Consider the following 17,953-nt stretch of genomic DNA (forward strand, 5'->3'; position numbering starts at 1 on the left):
AAGATGCCTTGACTGCTCTTCTGTCAGTGTAACGCGCTCCCTTCTGGCTGATCCTGGCCTGAAGTGAAGCTGGACAAAAGGTGGTATTGCATAGGTATAGACGATGAATCCTACTGCGGTGAAGTGAAATGCTCACATAACTTAGGTAAAGAAATTTTGAAGAGAAGAGGACCTGTTTCAGCCGGATTGCCCCCAGAAAAGCATCGTCGTGCTGTTTTCTCGGTATAGATGATGCGCTTAACTCAACGTTACAATTAAGTAGAATTTTTGTGCCAGGTTAGCAACATGTAAGGCTGGATTCCTATGAGGGTTTTGGAAAAATAATTCAGGATATTGGAGGAGATTCATGGAGTAATTTCTAATGCTCTTTTTAAGAAATTGCCATGGTCTCTGTAGGATTTTCCTGAGGAAGGTTGATGAAAAATAAGGAAACAGAACTGACTATCCTCCCGCTATTGGATTATGACCCTGCCGGCATACGTGCCAATCAGGCCCACCTGCCAAGTGCTAGGAAGAATGTTTTTCCTGAGGCTTCGGATCGAAGCGGTGGCCGGCACGATGCAGCAGCTCGAACTGCCGGCTGCAGTGGCTGCAGGTAGCACATGGCGAGAGAAAACGCGGTGCAGGGTGATCCCGCAGTGCATCCTGCACGGCATCCTCCGCAGCGGCACTCTACGCTTCGCTTTTGGCAGCGAAGCAGAATCGCGCCTCAGGCATCCGGTTTCCTTGCCAGTTAGAGTCACGCTCGGCTTGTACCTCCATGACTCAATTCGACCACCTGGCCTCCGGCATCATCGGCGTCCTCCGTGTCGTGGGTCACCAGCAGGCTGGGCAGCCCCGCTTCTCGTAGCCGACCGAACACCAGCCGGCGCATCTCCTGGCGCAAATGAGTGTCGAGGTTGGAGAAGGGCTCGTCCAGCAACACGGCCCGAGGTGCCGATAGCAGCAGGCGCATCAATGCCACCCGCGACTGCTGGCCGCCGGAGAGGGTGGCCGGGTCGCGCTCACCGAAGCCCGTCAGGCCGATCTCCGCCAGCGCCGTCTCGACCCTGGCAGCCTTGTCGGGCGTGGCGCGGGGCAGGCCGAAGCGCAGGTTGCCCGCTACCGAAAGATGCGGGAAGAGCAGCGGGTCCTGGAACAGCAGGCCGATACCGCGTTGCTCCGCCGGCAGCGCCGTGATGTCTTTTCCCCCCAGCAGGATACGTCCCGAAGCCACGAACGACGACGCCAGAAAACCGGCAGCGAAGGCCAGCAGGGTCGACTTTCCCGAGCCGGAGGGGCCCTTCACCGTGAGCACCTCGCCGGGACCGATGCGCGCATCGAGATGCAGCAGTGTCCGGCCGTGCAGGGTGATGTGGACCTTGTCGAACTCGAGGCAATCGTCGGTCATGGGGCTCCTCGCATTCCGCGGCGGTTGGACCAGAGCAGGCGGGGAACGCCCACGGCGATGATGAAGCCCACCAGTGGCAGGCTGGCTTGAACCAGTGCCCAGACACCGATCAGGCGGCGGTTGCCGCCGCCGGCCAGGGCCATCGCCTCGGTGGTCACGGTGGAGACTCGCCCAGCCCCCAGTAGCAGGGTGGGCAGATATTGACCGATGCTGACTGCCAGGCCTACCGCCATGGCAGTCAGCAGCGGTGCCAGCAGCATCGGCAGGCGCACTCGCCAGAAGGCGCCGTTGGGCGTGGCACCCAGTGTCAGCGCCACCCTCGACCAGCGCGGGTCGAAGCGCCGATAGGCTTCCGAGAGTGAAAGGAACACGTAGGGCAGCACGAACAGCAGATGCCCGAACGTCACCAACCAGAGGGTGGGGCGGGTTCCCACCGCTTCCATCACCACCACCAGGCCGAACAGGAAGGCAATTTGCGGCACGACCAACGGCAGATAGAGCAGGGTCAAAGCAGAGACGAGCCTGCCCTGGGCCGGGTGGCGGCCACTGCGCTGCTCGTTTTCCAGGGCGGCCAGGGCCAGCCCCAGGGCGAGTAGCGTTGCCAGCGTGGCAATCACCAGCGTGGCGGCGACCGGCCCGGCCAGCGAGGGCAGGGCCCGCTGCCAGTGCTGCAGCGTGAAGGTGGCAGGCAAGCTGTCGGGAAAGCGCCAGAAGCCGGCCAGGGAGTTGATGGCGAGGCCGGCGATACCGACCAGGGCGGTAATAGCAGCCAGCAGGATCAGTGTCTTTCCCGCCACGTGCAAGGCCAGCTCACCGCGGCGCCGCTGGCCACCTTCCACCCAGCACCGGCCCAGGCGCCGGGCCAGACACTCCAGCCCCCACCACAAGAGCAGCGCCATCAGCGTCACGCCCAACTGCAGCAGGGCGCCGGCCGAGGCCATGAAGCGTCGCGACAGGTCCGGGTCGTTGAACCAGGTGAGGATCGACACTGCCAGCGTGGGTGGCAGGGTCGGGCCGAGAATCATCGCCACGTCCACCACCGAGGAGGCGAAGGCGATGACCGCGAAGACCGGTAGTCGTATCAGAGGGTATAACGACGGCGCCACCACCTTCAGCCAGGCGATGGCCGGGCGATAGCCCAGCGAGCGGGCCATGGCCACACGCCGCTCGACGTCGAGCTGGTGCAGGGCGGCCAGGCTCATCAGCAGCAGGAAGGGAATCTCCTTGATGATGAGGCCCGCCATCAGCGAGAGCCCCCACGGGTCCTGGACGATCAGTGCATCCGGCGGGCGTTCCCAGCCGGTCAGACTGGGCGAGGCCAGCCGTGCCAATAGCCCCGAGGGGGCAATGAGGAAGGCCAACCCGAAGGCGGCTGCCGCGTGTGGAATCGACAGCAGCGGCGAGACCAGGCGGCGAATCCAGTGGTCCAGGCGGCTGCCGGAGGTGCCGGCCAGAAACAGCAGCACTACCGCCAGCGACACCGCGGTGGTCACCAGGCCGCTGGCGAGGCTGATACCCACCGAGCGAGCAAGGCCCGGCTGGGCGAGCAACTCCCGCCAGGGGGTCAGGCTCACTGTCTCACCGCCCAATGCCGGCAGATAGCCGAAGGCGGGCAGTGCCGCCATGGCCAGGCCTGCCAGAATCGGGCCGACCAGCAGGGTGACGATAACCACCGGAGCCAGGCGCAGCATCAGGGCTGGTCACCTCTCCCAACAAGGTGCCATTGGAAATGGCGGGGCATTTCTCGAGTTTCCCTAGCGGCCGACATAGCGTGCCTGCCAGGCTTCCTGCAGTGCCGACATCCAGCTCGGGTGCGGCTCAGGCAAGGTCTCGGTCAGCGCTTCCGGTGCCAGCAGGGCAGGATTGTCCGATGCCTGGACGAAGCGTGCGCGATCGTCGTCGTCGAGACGTGTTACGTCGAGTACGGTGGGGTCGCCCCATACCGTGAGATCCTGCTTGCGTGCCTGGGCCTCGGGTGAGAGCAGGAAGTTCGCAACCGCCATGGCGCCGGCCTGGTGGGGCGAATTGAAGGGGATGGCGACGAAGTGGACGTTGCCCAGGGTGCCGCCCTCGAGGATGTAGCTGCGGGTCGATTCGGGCAGTTCGTGATCGGCCACGGCGGCGGCCGGTTCCGCCGGGTTGAAAGTGAAGGCAAGAGCCAACTCGCCGTCTCCCATCAGGCGACGCAGTTCGGGGCCATTGGCGGGGAACTGTCGGCCGCTGCGCCACAGATGAGGATGCAACGCATCGAGATAATCCCATAGCGGCGCGGTAACGGCCTCGAAGTCGCTCTGCTTCACCGGGGCATAGAGTGCCTCGGTCTCTTCTGTCACGGCGATCAGCGCCTGCTTGAGGAAGGTGCTTCCAAGGAAATCGGGGATGCGCGGGTAGGTGAAGCGCCCCGGGTTGGCCTCGGCCCAGGCGAGAAGCTCTGACATGCTGCGTGGGGGGGCTTCCGCGAACTCCTCGGCATCGTAGTAGAAGGTGATTTGCGCCTTGCCCCAGGGCGACTCGAAGCCCTCGGTGGGCAGCGTGAAGTCGGTGACCACCTCGGGGTTATGCTCGGGATGGGTCAGCGCGAAGTTCGGCAAGCGTTCGGCGAAGGGGCCGAACAACAGCTCGTTCTCCTTCATGGTGGCGAAGTTCTCGCCGTTGATCCAGATCAGGTCCACGTTGCCGCCTTCGTGGTTACCGGCCTGCTTCTCGGCCAGCACTCGGGAGACGGCCGAACCGGTGTCGTCGATCTTGACGTGCACGAGCTCGATGTCGTGCTCGTCCCGTACCCGGCGCTTCACCCAGTCGAGATAGTCGTTGATCCGCGTGTCACCGGCCCAGGCGTGCCAGTAGACGGCCTGCCCGCGAGCTTCGTCCAGGATTGCTTCCCAGTCGCTGGCTAGAGCAAGACAAGGGGAGGAAAACGTCAGCACCAGAAGGGCGGCAAGGGAGCGGGGCATCGTCATCGTCGTCTTCCTTCGAAGCCTTGCGGTGGGTTCGGCTTTCTGTGTACGGCCTGCTAACCTGATTTCAGTAGAAACTGAAACACCAAGAGTGGGGTCTCAACAAGCATACCCGTATCACGACGCGAGGAAAGTTTGTCATGAGCGAGCGCCGTGTCGTCTGGTTTCACCGTCTTGTGCTGTGGGCAAGCTTCCTGTGCCTGGTTCTTGGAGGTGGCCTGTTGACATGGCAGAGCCAGGCCCAGGAGGACGAGCGCATCGCCCTGGTCATCACGGTGGAGGGTGCCATCGGGCCTGCCACCGGCGACTATTTCGCGCGCGGCCTGCGCCTCGCCGCCGAACGCAATGCCGAAATCGTGATCGTGCAGATGGACACGCCGGGCGGGCTCGATGCCGCCATGCGCAGCATGATCCGCGCCATGCTGACATCAGAAGTCCCCGTTGCCATCTACGTTTCTCCCAGTGGCGCTCGCGCCGCCAGCGCCGGCACCTACCTGCTCTACGGTAGCCATGTGGCCGCCATGGCCCCCTCGACCCACCTGGGCTCGGCCACTCCCGTGCAGATGGGCGGTGGCGGGCTGCCTGGCATGGACCCTCCCGAGGAAGAGCCGCCTGGCGATGACGAGGCCAACGGAGAAGAGGCGGGAAATGGCGCCGAGGAGGAGGCGGCGGATGCCGGGGATGAGCAGCCGGCCGATACCCGACGGCGCGGCGAGACCGCCATGGAGCGCAAGGTGCTCGAGGATGCCGTCTACTACATTCGCGGCCTGGCCGAGCGTCACGGGCGCAACGCCGACTGGGCCGAGGAGGCGGTGCGCGAGGCGGTCAACCTGACCTCGCGCGAAGCGCTCGAACAGGGTGTGATAGACGTGGTGGCGCGCGACATCGATGACCTGCTGGCTCAGATCGACGGTCTTGACGTAGTGATGGAGCGCGGCGAGCGCACCCTTGATACGGCCGATCTTGTCATCGAGCGCTTCGATCCCGACTGGCGCACCGAGCTGCTGCAGGTGATCACCAACCCCAATGTCGCCTACTTCCTGATGATCATCGGTTTCTACGGGCTGATCTTCGAGCTCTCCAACCCCGGGAGTCTGGTGCCGGGCACCATCGGCATCATCTCGCTGCTGCTGGCGCTTTTTGCCTTCCAGCTGTTGCCGATCAACTATGCCGGCCTGGCGCTGATTCTGGTAGGGCTCGGCCTGATCGTGGGCGAGGCGCTGATGCCGAGCTTCGGCATTCTCGGCATGGGGGGGATCGTAGCCTTCGTGATTGGCTCGGTGATGCTGATGGATTCCGATCAGATAGCCGTGTCGCTTCCCTTGATCGGCGGTATTGCCCTGCTGGCGGCAGGGGTCATGCTGTGGATCATGGTGCGTTTCGTCGGTCTACGCCGACAGCCGGCCCGCACCGGCCAGGAACAGCTCGTCGGCAGTCAGGCGGTAGTGCTGGAGGATTTCGAGCATGAGGGGCACGTGCGGCTGCGTGGTGAGCGCTGGAACGCGCGCAGCAGCGCTGCCTTGAAGCGTGGCCAGGAGGTCCGAGTGGTGGCGGTCGAGGGGCTGACGCTCAAGGTCGAGCCCGCCGAACGGTCGGAGCAGTGAACGTGACGGATTCGCGACAGGTGCAACCCAGCCGATGACATATCGAGGCCCGAAATATCAAGGAGTGTGCTCATGATGATTTCCTATCTCGTGCCGGTAGTGCTGCTGTTCATGTTGATCGCCGCGTCGATACGCATCCTGCCGGAGTACAAGCGCGGCGTGATCTTCTTTCTCGGTCGCTTCCAGGCGGTGAAGGGGCCCGGGCTGCTCATCGTGATCCCCGGCATTCAGAAGATGGAAGTCGTCGACCTGCGGGTGGTGACGATGGACGTGCCGGAGCAGGACGTTATTTCCCAGGACAACGTCACGGTCAAGGTCAACGCGGTGCTCTACTTCCGCGTGGTCGACCCCGAGAAGGCGATCATCCAGGTCGAGAACTTCACCATCGCCACCAGCCAACTGGCTCAGACCACGCTGCGCTCGGTACTGGGCAAGCACGACCTCGACGAGATGCTCTCGGAACGCGACAAGCTCAACGACGACATCCAGGAGATCATCGATACCCAGACCGAGGAGTGGGGCATCAAGGTGGCCAACGTCGAGATCAAGCATGTCGACCTGGACGAGAGCATGATCCGCGCCATCGCCCGCCAGGCCGAGGCCGAGCGCGAGCGGCGGGCCAAGGTAATCCACGCCGAGGGCGAGCTGCAGGCATCGAAGAAGCTGGTCGAGGCGGCCAACGTCATGGCCGAGAACTCCGCCGCGCTGCAGCTGCGTTACCTGCAGACCATGAGCGACATGAGCAACAAGAACGCCTCGACCATCGTCTTTCCGCTACCGATGGACATCATGGAGGCGTTCCGGCACATGAAGGCCTCGCCGGCCGCCCAGGCCAGAAACGCGGGAACGAGCAGGCCGGAGGACCTGGGCGAAGGCTGAGTTCGACGTGCCACGTCGATGCAGGCGTGGCATCCTGAGGCGACCTTACGGATGCCGAGGTCGCCTTGACTCATTCCCTCTCGCACCGTCAGCAGGGGCTACTGCTGACTGGCGGTGGTGCGCTGATCATTTCTCCCGACGCCCTGCTGATCAAGCTGATCGGGCTACCCGACAGCGAGATCCTGCTGTGGCGCGGGCTGCTTACCGCGCTGGGCTTCGTGGTCATAATGCTGGCACGGCATGGAGCCGGTACCCTTGCAGCCTACCGGCGATGCGGCTGGACCGGTATCGGCGTGGCGCTGCTGTTCAGTGGCTCCACCTTCGGCTTCGTGCTCGGCAACCAGTACACCAAGGGCGGTAACGTGCTGATGATCCTGGCCGGGGCGCCGCTGATTGCCGCGCTGCTCTCACGGCTGTTCCTCGGTGAACGCTTGCCGCGGCGTACCTGGCTCGCCATCTGGCTGTGCCTGCTCGGTACCTCGCTGATCGTGCTCGACGATGCCGGCGCCGGCTCGTGGATCGGCAACGGCTTCGCCCTGCTGGCGGCGACGGCACTGGCCGCCAACTTCACCCTCTGCCGTACCCGACCCGGGGTCGACATGAGCCCCATGCTCACGCTCTCCGGGCTGATCGTCGCGGCCACGGCGGCGCTGTTCGGCCTGGTCGGTGACGGCATTGCGCTGCCACCGGCCGACAGCTTGCTGCTGCTGGTACTGCTGTGCCTGGTGCTGCTGCCGCTAGGGTTCACCTTGATCCAGCGCGGGCCCCTCTACCTGCCGGCCGCCGAGGTGGGGCTGCTGATGCTGCTCGAGGTGGTGGTGGGCACCCTGTGGGTATGGTGGATTCTCGGCGAGCGTCCGGCGCCGGTGGCGCTGGTCGGCGGTGCCCTGGTGCTCGGCACGCTGCTGGTCAAGGGGCTTTACGAGCGTCGGATCGAGCGGCGCCTGCGGGGCCGAGGTGCAGCAAGCCGAGAGCTTTGTTAATATTCGGCCTCCAATTGGGCTTGAGCATTAGACGAAAGTCGATGACGCCCATGTTCTGGCCATGGATGCGACGCAACGTGCTGACTTCTCTTACCGGGCTGGCCACGCCGCCCTAGCGCTCCCTCTCCCCGGACGCTGCCTTTCATTGGCACGTCAACGCTCGACATCATGCTGATGTTCCGGGCTGCCTGACCGAATCCAGAGTTTCGAATGCGCCACTCTCAATGTTGCGCCGTCATTGACGCGTGGCCGGGAGAGTGTTTGAACGATCCCCCTGGCGCCATCCGGCATAACAACCCACACCACTGGACCGAAGAATGTTCCGATCCATCAAGCAAGACTGGTTTTCCAATATCAAGGGCGACTCCCTGGCCGGTATCGTGGTCGCGCTGGCACTGATTCCCGAGGCCATCGCCTTCTCCATCATTGCCGGCGTCGATCCCAAGGTGGGGCTCTACGCCTCCTTCTGTATCGCGGTGGTAATTGCCTTTACTGGTGGGCGTCCGGGAATGATTTCGGCCGCCACCGGCGCCATGGCGCTGCTGATGGTCACCCTGGTGCGCGACCACGGCCTCGAGTACCTGCTGGCTGCCACCCTGCTCACCGGGGTGCTGCAGATCGTTGCCGGCTACCTGAAGCTGGCCGAGCTGATGCGCTTCGTCTCGCGCTCGGTGGTGACGGGCTTCGTCAACGCCCTGGCGATCCTGATCTTCATGGCACAGCTGCCCGAGCTCACCGGTGTGACCTGGCATGTGTATGCCATGACCCTGGCCGGGCTCGGCATCATCTATCTGTTTCCCTACGTACCCAAGATCGGCAAGACGATACCTTCCCCGCTGGTCTGCATCGTGGTGCTGACTGCCGTCTACATGATCAGCGGCATGGACATTCGCAGCGTGGGCGACATGGGCGAGCTGCCCGACACCCTGCCCGTATTCCTGTGGCCCGACGTGCCGCTGACCCTCGAGACCCTGTGGATCATCCTGCCGACCTCCATCATGCTCGCCGTGGTGGGCCTGCTGGAGTCGATGATGACGGCTACCATCGTCGACGACCTGACCGATACCCCGAGCGACAAGAACCGTGAGTGCAAGGGGCAGGGCATCGCCAACATCGGCTCCGGCCTGTTGGGCGGCATGGCCGGCTGCGCGATGATCGGCCAGTCGGTGATCAACGTGAAGTCGGGTGGCCGTGGACGGCTCTCCACCTTCGTCGCCGGCGTGGTGCTGCTGATCATGGTGGTGTTTCTTGCCGACTGGGTGTCGCAGATCCCCATGGCCGCGCTGGTGGCGGTAATGATCATGGTTTCCATCGGTACCTTCAGCTGGGCCTCGATTCGCGACCTCAAGAAACACCCCATCAGTACCAACATCGTGATGCTGGCGACCGTGGCAGTGACCGTGGGTACCCACAACCTGGCGATCGGCGTGTTCGTCGGCGTGTTGCTGGCGGCGATGTTCTTTGCCAACAAGGTCGGCAACATTCTCTACATCGGCTCCGAAGAGGCTGACGGCGGCAGTCGCCGTATCTACAAGGTGGTGGGTCAGGTGTTCTTCGCCTCCTCCGAGCGCTTCGGCAGTACCTTTGATTTCAAGGAGACCGTGGAGAAGGTCACCATCGACCTGTCTCGTGCGCACTTCTGGGACATCACCGCCGTGCAGACGCTGGACCGGGTGGTGATCAAGTTCCGCCGTGAAGGCACCGAGGTGGAACTGATCGGGCTCAACGAGGCCAGCGCCACCATCGTCGACCGCTATGCCATCCATGACGACCCGGCTGCCGTCGAAAAGTTGATGGGTGGTCATTGACGCCGATCGTGGGCCGGTGCTCCTCTTGAAGGAGCCGCGGCCTGCTGGGTCGAATCGGGTCGCAGCGCTCTGAACGCGGCGACGACAAAGCCAGCTTGGGGAACGACACGATGACAGAACAGGTAATGGCCGCCATTGACGGCTCGCAGTTCTCTACCGGGGTGTGCGACTACGCCGCCTGGACCAGCCTGGCGCTCGGTGCGCCACTGACCTTCCTGCACGTGGTGGACAATCACCCCCAGACCGCCGAACCGGACCTCTCCGGCAACATCGGGCTGGGCTCCCGCGAGCACCTGCTGGAGGAGCTCTCGCAGCTCGACGAACAGCGCGCCAAGGTGGCCCAGGAGCAGGGCAGGTTGATGCTCCAGGCAGCCAAGGAGCGAGCCATCGAGGATGGCGTGGCAGAGCCTGCCACGCGGCAGCGTAACGGCACGCTGGTCGAGACCCTGGACGAACTGCAGGACGAGATCCGCCTATTGGTGCTGGGCAAGCGCGGCGAGACCGCCCACCAGGCGAGCGAGCACCTGGGGTCCAACCTGGAGCGGGTGGTGCGCACCCTGCACCGGCCGATCCTGATGGTGCCCGAGTCCTTCAAGCACCCGGAGAAGGTGATGATTGCCTTCGACGGCAGCAAGACCACCCGCAAGGGGGTCGAGATGCTGGCCAGGAGCCCGCTGTTCAACGGCATTCCGGTGCATGTGGTGATCGTCGGTGCCGAGACCGGCGACAACCGCTCGCAGCTCGACTGGGCGCTGGCCGCGTTGCGTGAGGCCGGCCACGAGGCCGAAGGAGCGATCCGTGCCGGCGAAGTGGAGGAGACCCTGCGGGGCTACAAGGAGGAGTGCGACATCGATCTGCTGGTGATGGGGGCCTATGGCCACTCGCGCATCCGCCACCTGCTGGTAGGCAGCACCACTACTGGCATGCTGCGGCGAGCCAGCGTGCCGGTGCTGCTGCTGCGTTGAGATGATCTCTTGCCAGCGCTGAAATATCCGGCGCTGGCGAGGAGTGGTAGCATCCAGCGGATGTTGTCCAAAGGAGGCCAGCGTGGCAGCCCCGTATCAGTCGACCCTCCGTCTGCGTATTCAGCTGGGGCATGCCATTGCCATTGGCCCGGGCAAGGCACAGCTGCTCGAGACCATTGCCGACACCGGTTCCATCTCCGCGGCGGCCCGCCGGCTGGGCATGAGCTATCGACGTGCCTGGCTATTGGTTGACACCATGAACCAGTGCTTCAAGGAACCCCTCGTAGCGACTGCGACCGGCGGCAAAGGCGGCGGAGGCGCACAGATCACCACTTTCGGGGAGGAGGTGCTCGAGCACTACCGAAGAATGGAACATACCGCCAGTGAAGCGGTGGTCGAAGAGATGGCCGCCTTCGGCACGCTCCTCGCTGAGTCGCCACCCGCGCCCGACCGTGAGCACTAAACTCGAGAGTGCGTCAGGACAGAGCCTTCCCAAGCAATTGAGCATATACGTGCTTGCCCGGGCTCAACGCCAGGCGCTCTGAGGCTTCGCGGGGGATGCGGGCGAGCAGCGTCTGGTCCTCGACCGCCAAGCGCACCAGCAGATGGCCGGGGTGGGGATCGTCGCTGGTCTCGACCACCCGCGCCGGCAGGCAATTGAGGGTACTGGAGTCCCGCGGCGGCGCCAGGCTGATCACCACGTCGCGGGCCTGGATACTGACGCGCAGCCGTTCGCCCGGCGCCGCCGAGCCCCGCGAGACCCAGAGCCGCCCGGCACCGCACTCCAGCTCGACGAGCTGCTGGTCGGCATCGTGTCTCACGACCCGGGTTTCCAATACCGCGGCGGCATTGTCGGCATGAGACAGCGGCAGGTCGCTGCGGACCAGCAGCTCATGCAAGGGTCCGGCGGCCAGCACACTTCCCGCCTCCAGCAGCACCATGTGATCCGCCAGGCGGGCCACCTCCTCGAGGGCGTGGCTGACGTAGACCACTGGCATCTCCAGATGCGCGTGCAACCGCTCCAGGTAGGGGAGGATTTCCGCCTTGCTCGCCACGTCGAGCGATGCCATGGGTTCATCCATCAGCAGCAGGCGGGGGCTGGCGAGCAGGGCCCGGGCGATGGCGACTCGCTGTCGCTGTCCGCCGGAGAGGGCCTGAGGATAGCGCTCCAGCAGCGCCTCGACGCCGAGTAGTTGCACCGTCTCGTCGAAGTCGACGTGGCGGCGACTGGCTTCGACCCGACGGTAGCCGTAGCGCAAGTTGTCGCGCACTCGCAGATGGGGGAACAGGCTCGCCTCCTGGAAGACATAGCCCAACGGGCGACGATGCACCGGCAGGAAATAATCCCGATCCTGCCAGCGACAGCCATTTACCGTCAGCCAACCATCGCCACGCTCCAGGCCGGCCAGGCAGCGCAACAGCGTGGTCTTGCCCGAACCGGAGCGGCCGAACAGGGCGATGACGCCACGTTCGGGAAGTTCCAGTTCGGCATCCAGTACGAAGTCGCCGCGTTGCAACCGCAGGGCGCCCAACACGCTCATGGCATGACTCCTGCCACCCTGAAGCGCTTGTTGAGGGCGTAGACGCAGATCAGCAGGGCGAAGGCCATCAGCAGCAGGAACAGCGACAGACGATGTGCCGATGCATGGTCGAAGGCCTCCACATGGCTGTAGATGGCGATGGAAGCCACCTGGGTCTGGCCCGGTATGCCGCCACCGATCATCAGCAGCACGCCGAACTCGCCCAGTGTATGGGCGAAGGAGAGTACGGCCGCGGTAAGCAGCCCCTGGCGCGACAGGGGCAGCGCCACCGAGACCAGGCGGTCGAGAGGCCCGGCCCGCAAGGTGGCGGCCACTTCCAGGGGGCGGCGTCCCATGGCCTGGAAGGCATTCTGCAGCGGCTGCACCACGAAGGGCAGCGAATAGATCATCGAGCCGATCACCAGCCCGGTGAAGGTGAAGGCCAGGTGGTTTGCCCCCAGCCGCTCCAGTGTGCCCCCTACGGCGCCGCGTGGGCCGAGCAGGATCAGCAGATAAAAACCGATCACCGTGGGCGGCAGCACCAGCGGCAAGGCCACCAGGGCCTCCACCATCACCTTGGCGCGCCGCTGGGTATGGGCCAGCCACCAGGCCAGCGGCAGGCAGAGCACCAGCAGCAGGGCGGTACTGATCAGGGCCAGCCTTAGGGTCAGCTGCAGGGCGGCCCAGTCTGCCTCGCTGATGCCAAGGAAGGTCATGGCGTTCTACTCACCCGGCAGCACGAAGCCATAGGCGCGCATGATGTCTCGCGCCTCCGGCGTCTGCATGGTTTCGGCGAACAACTTCGCGGCGGGATTGTCGCCGCCGTGCCGCGTGATGATGAAGCCCTGCTCGAGCGGTTCGTGGAGCGCATCGTCGATCAAGTAATAGTCCTCCCGGTCGAGCGCTTCCGGCTTGCGGGCCAATGCCAGGGCGATGATACCCACTTCGGCGGCCCCGCTCTGTACCAACTGCATGGTGTGGGCAATGTTCTCGCCGAAGACCAGCCGCGGCTCCAGCGCCTCCCAGAGACCGCTGGCGATCAGTGCCTCCCGGGCTCGGGCGCCATACGGGGCATGGCGAGGGTTGGCGATGGCGATGCGCCGGAAACGTTCATCGCCGAGAGATTCCAAGGTCAGCTCAGAGGCATCGATGCCATCGCTCCAGAGCACGATCCGCCCTTCTGCGTAGGGGATCACCTCACTTGCCGCGTGGCCGGCCTCTTCCAGCGCTCGGGGATAGGCGATATCCGCCGAGAAGTAGAGATCGAAGGGGGCGCCGTTCTCGATCTGGCTGCGGAAACGCCCCGAGGAACCATAGACGACCTCCACCGGATGCTCGGGATGGTCGGCGGTGAAAGTCTCCAGGATCTCTTCCAGGGCGAAGCGAAGATCCGAGGCCGCGGCAATGCGCATCGGCGCCTCGCTGGCCTGGGCCGCGGCCATTGCCAGGCTCAGGGCGAAGATGGCTATGCCCGCCAGCAAACGTTGGAGAGGATAGGGCACTGTCGATCTCCACTTTTGTGCCTTGGGATTCGTTCGGTGCAGGCAAGGTATCGTCATATATTTCCAGATATAACGATTCGTCGTATCTTGCCATACGCTACGTTGGACGTGCCATACCGCACGAGAGGTATCTCTGCTGTCCCAAGTGCGGAGCGAGGCTCAGCCGTTCTTATCGCTCACCAAGGTTTGCAGTAGACCCTGGGCCAGCCACCAGCCGAAGGCGAGAAAGACCAGCATGCCGCCGAGAATCAACGTGAAGTGCGCACCGAGATCGAGCGCGATGCCCAGCAACGCCGGTGCCAGCCCGGTGGGGAGAAGACCATGCCGGGTGTGAACCCGAGTCGTTCGCTGATGGGCGCCTGGAACAGGCCAATGAAGAAACTTTGGCCGAGGCTCGAGGTGAACATGGCCAAAAAGCAGATGCTCAGCAATCCCCGGTGATCCCGCAGCAGCGTGCGATAGCCCATGACGCCCTCCCTGAGCGATGGCAAGATGATTGGCAGAATCGAAAGCCGGCATGATAGCGGCTTCGCCGCATGGCGTTGGCGTCGCCTACGCTCATCAATGCGTTAGAATCGGCTGGTATCGGGCTCATGAATGGCCCTTTTTTGGTCGCTAGAGGCTCAAGGAGAGAAGAAATGACCATCGTTCGTCACGACACCAAGGCGCGCATGAGCCGCGCCGTAATCCACAACGATATCGCCTATCTATGCGGCCAGGTGGCCGGTCCCGAGGCACGCCACGGTGACATCACCGAGCAGACCGAGAGCATGCTGGCGCGTGTGGATGCGCTACTCGCCGAGGTGGGTTCCGACCGCGAGCACCTCCTCACAGCGACCGTCTATCTCAAGGATGGCAGCGATTTCGCCGCCATGAACGCGGTGTGGGATGCCTGGGTACCTACCGGTCACGCCCCGGCACGCACCTGCGTCTGTGCGCCCATGCCCGCCGATGAACTCAAGGTCGAGATCACCGTGACGGCTGCCATCGTGGCCGGCCGCGACTATCCCTACTGAGGAAGCCGTCGAGGTTCTTGGCGAGTGAAGATAGGCAGGTTGCCGCCAGCACGGAGTAACCGGAGTCGACTGCCTGCTCAATGAGGAATACGAGTACTGCCGGCGACCCGGATACCGAGTGCAGCAGAACCTCGTTGGTTTCCTAACGTATGCAGGGATCGTCGAGGGGCGCCTCTCGCGGCCTCAGCCGTCGCGAGAGGGCGTCCACGGCGATGTTCAGCATGGCGGTGACCAGCAGCAGGAAGAAGGCGACATCGAACATCAGGTAGTCGAAGCCTTCCTCGATATAGAAGCCCAGGGTGGCGACGCCCAGCATGCCGAGAATCGCCGTTTCGCGCAGGATCACTTCGGCACGGTAGTAGAGCAACGCCAGCAGCCCCGGATAGACCCGCGGCAGCAGTTCGTAGGCCAGCCGCCCGCTGGCGGGAAGCCCCGGCATGCCGGGCGTGATGGCGTCTGCATGGCGTGCCACCAGGAAGGCGATCAGGGCACCGTTGTGCAGTGCCAAGGCCAGCCACGCGGGCAGCAGCGAAGGGCCGAGCAGCAGCAGGAAGACGAACGCCAGCATCAATTCCGGCGTCGAGCGCAGGAAGATCAGTACTCCATGGCCGGCCAGGCGAGTGGCACGGTTGCCGAAGTGGCGGCTGGCCAGTGGCCATAGCACGAGCGCTACCAGTAGCGCCCCCACGGTACCGAGCAATCCCAGCAGCAGGGTGTTGCCGATGGCCGGCCCCAGCGCCGGGATTCGCGCCAGCCACCCGATGAACCCCGCCCAGTCACCGGCAAGCAGCGCCGCCGGCCAAATGTCCTCGGAGACGAAGCGCCACAGCAGCCCGCCGTCGACGCTCGGCCAGGGGCCCAGCAGCCAGGCGCCGCCCACCAGCAGCAGAGGAATCAGGCGCTTGTGGCCCCACCAGGGCAGGCTTGCGATCAGCAGGTAGAACAACCACAGCAGGGCGCCTGCCTCGTGGTAGCGCCCTTCGCGAAAGGCGGTTTCGAGGTGGAAACCCAGGGTCGGCAAGCCGACGAAGCCGAGCAGCACGCTGGCGCGCAAGCCGCACTCGAAGCGGTAGCGGGTATAGGCGGCAAGCTGGGCCCAGGCCAGCGGCAGCTCGGCATAGACGAAGCGCGCCAGCCGTCCGCTCCCGGGTGGCAGGGCATCGCGTGGCGCGCGTGGGGTCTGCTCGAGGATTTCGGCGTAGACCTTGGCGAAGATGCCGGCGTAGGGGATCGCCAGTGCCGCAAGGGCAGTGAGCGCCGAGAGCCCGAACACCTGCAGGAACAGCAGCGCCCAGAACAGCTCGTGGATGGCGCGCACGAAGGCGCAGCCGGCACGCACCAGGCGCGAGCGGGCGAACACCAGCGCCAATGGAAAGCCCAATATCACACCGGCCAAGGTGCCCCACAGCGCCACCGCCACGGTGAGACCCAGCGCCGACAAGGGCGACTCCAGCGCACCCCAGGCGGGCCAGGCCAGGCCCGCTGCCATGCGGCCGAGCTCGCCCCAGGGGTCGCGGGTGTGGATGGCAAGATCGGCGAACGGCACCAGCAGCACGGCCAGTGCCACCAGGCCCAGGGTGTGGCGGGCGAGGCGCAGGCCGGGCGAACCACCGCGCCACCAGCTCGGTGCCAACTCGCCGTGGCGCTGCGTCAGTCCATCCCTCACGGCCGCCCCCGGGCGCAGGGGAGCGCATCGACGTCCGGCAGGGTCTCGGCACCATCGTCTGGCGGCGGGCTGTGGTCAGGCCGGTCGGCATCGGGGTAGAGCGAGTCCAGCTCGGCCAGGGTGAGCTGGTCGGCTGGTGCATCTATCACCAGGCGGCCGTCACGCAGCCCCCACACGCGGTCGAAGTGGGTCAGTGCCAGCTCACGCTGATGCAGCGCAATCACAGAGGTGGTATGGCGACCGTCGATCAGGTCCAGCAGGCGCAGTGCCTGGTGGGGGTCGACGCTGGCTACCGGCTCGTCGCCGAGGAACAGCGGGCGCGCCTGGTAGAGCGCGCGGGCGATGGCCACTCGTTGGCGCTGGCCGCCGGAGAGCTCACCCACCGGCCGGCGCAGCAGGCCGGCCAGGCCCAGCTCGTCGCACAGCACGGCCACCTCGCGCCAGGGGACACGCAGGGGGCGCACCAGGTTCCACAGGTTGGCCAGCGCCGAGTGCTCCGGCAACCGACCCATGAAGACGTTGTGGTAAACCGCAAGTTGCGGCACCAGGCCATGATGCTGCGGGCACCAGGCGACCTGGCGGCCGAGCCTGGCACGCAGTTCGCCGAGCAGCGTCGACTTGCCGGCACCGCTCTGGCCGAGCAGGGCAACCCGCTCGCCTTCGTAGAGGGCGAGAGACAGATGCGGCAGGACGATGTGTTCGCCATGTCCCAGGTCCTCGCCATCGAAGCGAACCAGCGGGCGACGTTGCTCTCCCTCCATCAGCGCAGCAGGCCGAGCGCTTCGGCCACCTCCTCGATGGGGGCGTAGAGGTCGTTGTCGGCGGGGATGAACGCCTCGCGGGGGAAGGTGGCGAGCAGCTCCGGGTCGTCCATCTCCAGGAACGCTGCCTGGACCTTGTCAGTGAAGCCCTCGCCGAAGCGCTCGTCGGCGTCGCCACGCAGGGTCCAGTTGTAGTCGGGATAAGACGGCGTGGCCCAGATCACGCTCACCTTGTCGGTATCCACCCGGCCGTCCTCCACGGCGGCTTCCCATACTGTGTAGTTGACCGCACCGATGTCGTAGGTGCCGGCTTCTACCAGGGCGATGGTGCGCGAGTGATCGCCGGAATAGCCCACCCGGGAGAAGAAGTCCTCGGGGTCGGCATTGTCGAAGCGTTGGCGGAAGAAGTGCTCCGGCATCAGCCGGCCGGAGGTCGAGGTGCGCGAGCCGAAGGTCAGGCTCATGCCTTCGAGGTCGTCGGGCAGTTCGTCGGCGCGCGCAAGCCCTGTGGATTCATGGGCGATGAAGTAGCTGACGAAGGCGTTGTCCTCGCTGCCCTGGGCCAGTGCCTGGGAACCCGGCACCAGGCGGCGTGCCTGAACGCCTGAGAGCCCGCCGAACCAGGCAAGCTGCACCTGGTCGTTGCGAAAGGCGGTGACTGCGGCGCTGTAGGACTTGACCGGTACGTACTCAACCTCGACGCCGAGGCGCTCCTCCAGGTAATCGGCCACCTTGGAGAACCGCTCCACCAGGCGCGCCTGGTCCTCATCGGGAATGGCGGTGAAGCGGAAGGTCTCGGCGGCCGCGCCCTGCGCGAACAGGGTGAAGACGATGGCGGACAGGGGAATGGCAGAGAGAGCGATCCGGCGCATGAGGGCTCCTTGCGGGCGTGTGAGGTGGAG

Annotated in this window: 17 protein-coding genes; 7 read left to right on the top strand and 10 right to left on the bottom strand. The window is 64.9% G+C overall.

Features of this window, described 5'->3' with window-relative positions:
* Positions 1-739: 739 nt before the first annotated feature.
* The 3 genes from ACRWQA_RS05130 to ACRWQA_RS05140 all read right to left on the bottom strand — a co-directional run bounded on the left by ACRWQA_RS05130 (position 740) and on the right by ACRWQA_RS05140 (position 4,344).
* Positions 740-1,390 (bottom strand): ATP-binding cassette domain-containing protein, encoded by a 651-nt coding sequence (locus ACRWQA_RS05130; protein WP_434230429.1) that lies wholly within the window; start codon positions 1,388-1,390, stop codon positions 740-742.
* Positions 1,387-3,081, bottom strand: coding sequence for an ABC transporter permease (locus ACRWQA_RS05135; protein ID WP_434230432.1), 1,695 nt, complete (start codon positions 3,079-3,081; stop codon positions 1,387-1,389). Before ACRWQA_RS05135 ends, ACRWQA_RS05130 begins: the two co-directional genes overlap by 4 nt.
* Positions 3,082-3,144: 63 nt before the next feature.
* The gene (locus ACRWQA_RS05140; protein WP_434230543.1) at positions 3,145-4,344 is read right to left on the bottom strand and encodes an ABC transporter substrate-binding protein; all 1,200 of its coding nucleotides are present in this window, start codon (positions 4,342-4,344) and stop codon (positions 3,145-3,147) included.
* A 143-nt stretch (positions 4,345-4,487) separates the two neighbouring features.
* Between ACRWQA_RS05140 and ACRWQA_RS05145 the strand changes: the two genes are divergently transcribed.
* The 6 genes from ACRWQA_RS05145 (at position 4,488) to ACRWQA_RS05170 (ending at position 11,049) form a co-directional block, all read left to right on the top strand.
* Positions 4,488-5,951 carry an NfeD family protein gene (locus tag ACRWQA_RS05145; protein WP_434230435.1) on the top strand — a complete coding sequence of 488 codons (1,464 nt, stop codon included), beginning with the start codon at positions 4,488-4,490 and terminating at the stop codon, positions 5,949-5,951.
* Positions 5,952-6,023: 72 nt separating this feature from the next.
* The gene (locus ACRWQA_RS05150) at positions 6,024-6,830 is read left to right on the top strand and encodes a slipin family protein (RefSeq protein ID WP_263580856.1); all 807 of its coding nucleotides are present in this window, start codon (positions 6,024-6,026) and stop codon (positions 6,828-6,830) included.
* 65 nt (positions 6,831-6,895) lie between these two features.
* Complete coding sequence (locus ACRWQA_RS05155; RefSeq protein WP_434230438.1) at positions 6,896-7,813, top strand: DMT family transporter; 918 nt, start codon at positions 6,896-6,898, stop codon at positions 7,811-7,813.
* A gap of 317 nt (positions 7,814-8,130) precedes the next feature.
* Positions 8,131-9,621, top strand: a complete 1,491-nt coding sequence (locus ACRWQA_RS05160) for a SulP family inorganic anion transporter (RefSeq protein WP_434230441.1) — start codon at positions 8,131-8,133, stop codon at positions 9,619-9,621.
* 110 nt (positions 9,622-9,731) lie between these two features.
* Positions 9,732-10,586, top strand: a complete 855-nt coding sequence (locus ACRWQA_RS05165) for a universal stress protein (protein ID WP_434230443.1) — start codon at positions 9,732-9,734, stop codon at positions 10,584-10,586.
* An 82-nt stretch (positions 10,587-10,668) separates the two neighbouring features.
* Entirely contained in the window at positions 10,669-11,049 is a 381-nt protein-coding gene (locus tag ACRWQA_RS05170; protein ID WP_434230445.1) for a winged helix-turn-helix domain-containing protein, read from the top strand.
* A gap of 13 nt (positions 11,050-11,062) precedes the next feature.
* Here the strand turns inward: ACRWQA_RS05170 and modC are convergent, their stop codons facing one another.
* From modC to ACRWQA_RS05190, 4 genes are all read right to left on the bottom strand, one after another.
* The gene (gene modC / locus ACRWQA_RS05175) at positions 11,063-12,127 is read right to left on the bottom strand and encodes a molybdenum ABC transporter ATP-binding protein (protein ID WP_434230448.1); all 1,065 of its coding nucleotides are present in this window, start codon (positions 12,125-12,127) and stop codon (positions 11,063-11,065) included.
* Positions 12,124-12,822 carry a molybdate ABC transporter permease subunit gene (gene modB / locus ACRWQA_RS05180; protein ID WP_434230450.1) on the bottom strand — a complete coding sequence of 233 codons (699 nt, stop codon included), beginning with the start codon at positions 12,820-12,822 and terminating at the stop codon, positions 12,124-12,126. The genes modC and modB overlap by 4 nt, the downstream gene beginning before the upstream one ends.
* Positions 12,823-12,828: 6 nt before the next feature.
* Positions 12,829-13,608: a molybdate ABC transporter substrate-binding protein gene (gene modA, locus ACRWQA_RS05185; protein ID WP_434230451.1), complete on the bottom strand. Its 780-nt coding sequence runs from the start codon at positions 13,606-13,608 to the stop codon at positions 12,829-12,831.
* Positions 13,609-13,767: 159 nt separating this feature from the next.
* Entirely contained in the window at positions 13,768-14,127 is a 360-nt protein-coding gene (locus ACRWQA_RS05190; RefSeq protein ID WP_434230454.1) for a hypothetical protein, read from the bottom strand.
* Between the two features lie 119 nt (positions 14,128-14,246).
* Between ACRWQA_RS05190 and ACRWQA_RS05195 the strand changes: the two genes are divergently transcribed.
* Positions 14,247-14,624: a RidA family protein gene (locus ACRWQA_RS05195; RefSeq protein ID WP_263580847.1), complete on the top strand. Its 378-nt coding sequence runs from the start codon at positions 14,247-14,249 to the stop codon at positions 14,622-14,624.
* Between the two features lie 142 nt (positions 14,625-14,766).
* Here ACRWQA_RS05195 and ACRWQA_RS05200 read toward each other — a convergent pair whose 3' ends face one another.
* From ACRWQA_RS05200 to ACRWQA_RS05210, 3 genes are read right to left on the bottom strand one after another with little or no spacing between them, the layout of a single operon-like run.
* Entirely contained in the window at positions 14,767-16,290 is a 1,524-nt protein-coding gene (locus ACRWQA_RS05200) for a PhnE/PtxC family ABC transporter permease (RefSeq protein WP_434230457.1), read from the bottom strand.
* Positions 16,287-17,051, bottom strand: a complete 765-nt coding sequence (locus ACRWQA_RS05205; RefSeq protein WP_434230460.1) for an ATP-binding cassette domain-containing protein — start codon at positions 17,049-17,051, stop codon at positions 16,287-16,289. Before ACRWQA_RS05205 ends, ACRWQA_RS05200 begins: the two co-directional genes overlap by 4 nt.
* Complete coding sequence (locus ACRWQA_RS05210) at positions 17,051-17,923, bottom strand: putative selenate ABC transporter substrate-binding protein (protein WP_434230463.1); 873 nt, start codon at positions 17,921-17,923, stop codon at positions 17,051-17,053. Before ACRWQA_RS05210 ends, ACRWQA_RS05205 begins: the two co-directional genes overlap by 1 nt.
* Between the last annotated feature and the right edge of the window lie 30 nt (positions 17,924-17,953).

Source organism: Billgrantia sp. C5P2 (genome assembly GCF_051062895.2).

Bases quoted from the DNA above. Each gene is read 5' to 3' on its own strand.
- ACRWQA_RS05195 (WP_263580847.1), top strand. From the start codon at position 14,247: ATGACCATCGTTCGTCACGACACCAAGGCGCGCATGAGCCGCGCCGTA.
- ACRWQA_RS05130 (WP_434230429.1), bottom strand. From the start codon at position 1,390: ATGACCGACGATTGCCTCGAGTTCGACAAGGTCCACATCACCCTGCAC.
- ACRWQA_RS05140 (WP_434230543.1), bottom strand. From the start codon at position 4,344: ATGCCCCGCTCCCTTGCCGCCCTTCTGGTGCTGACGTTTTCCTCCCCT.
- ACRWQA_RS05210 (WP_434230463.1), bottom strand. From the start codon at position 17,923: ATGCGCCGGATCGCTCTCTCTGCCATTCCCCTGTCCGCCATCGTCTTC.
- ACRWQA_RS05150 (WP_263580856.1), top strand. From the start codon at position 6,024: ATGATGATTTCCTATCTCGTGCCGGTAGTGCTGCTGTTCATGTTGATC.
- ACRWQA_RS05160 (WP_434230441.1), top strand. From the start codon at position 8,131: ATGTTCCGATCCATCAAGCAAGACTGGTTTTCCAATATCAAGGGCGAC.
- ACRWQA_RS05205 (WP_434230460.1), bottom strand. From the start codon at position 17,051: ATGGAGGGAGAGCAACGTCGCCCGCTGGTTCGCTTCGATGGCGAGGAC.
- ACRWQA_RS05135 (WP_434230432.1), bottom strand. From the start codon at position 3,081: ATGCTGCGCCTGGCTCCGGTGGTTATCGTCACCCTGCTGGTCGGCCCG.
- ACRWQA_RS05145 (WP_434230435.1), top strand. From the start codon at position 4,488: ATGAGCGAGCGCCGTGTCGTCTGGTTTCACCGTCTTGTGCTGTGGGCA.
- ACRWQA_RS05190 (WP_434230454.1), bottom strand. From the start codon at position 14,127: ATGCCGGCTTTCGATTCTGCCAATCATCTTGCCATCGCTCAGGGAGGG.
- modC (WP_434230448.1), bottom strand. From the start codon at position 12,127: ATGAGCGTGTTGGGCGCCCTGCGGTTGCAACGCGGCGACTTCGTACTG.
- ACRWQA_RS05165 (WP_434230443.1), top strand. From the start codon at position 9,732: ATGACAGAACAGGTAATGGCCGCCATTGACGGCTCGCAGTTCTCTACC.
- modB (WP_434230450.1), bottom strand. From the start codon at position 12,822: ATGACCTTCCTTGGCATCAGCGAGGCAGACTGGGCCGCCCTGCAGCTG.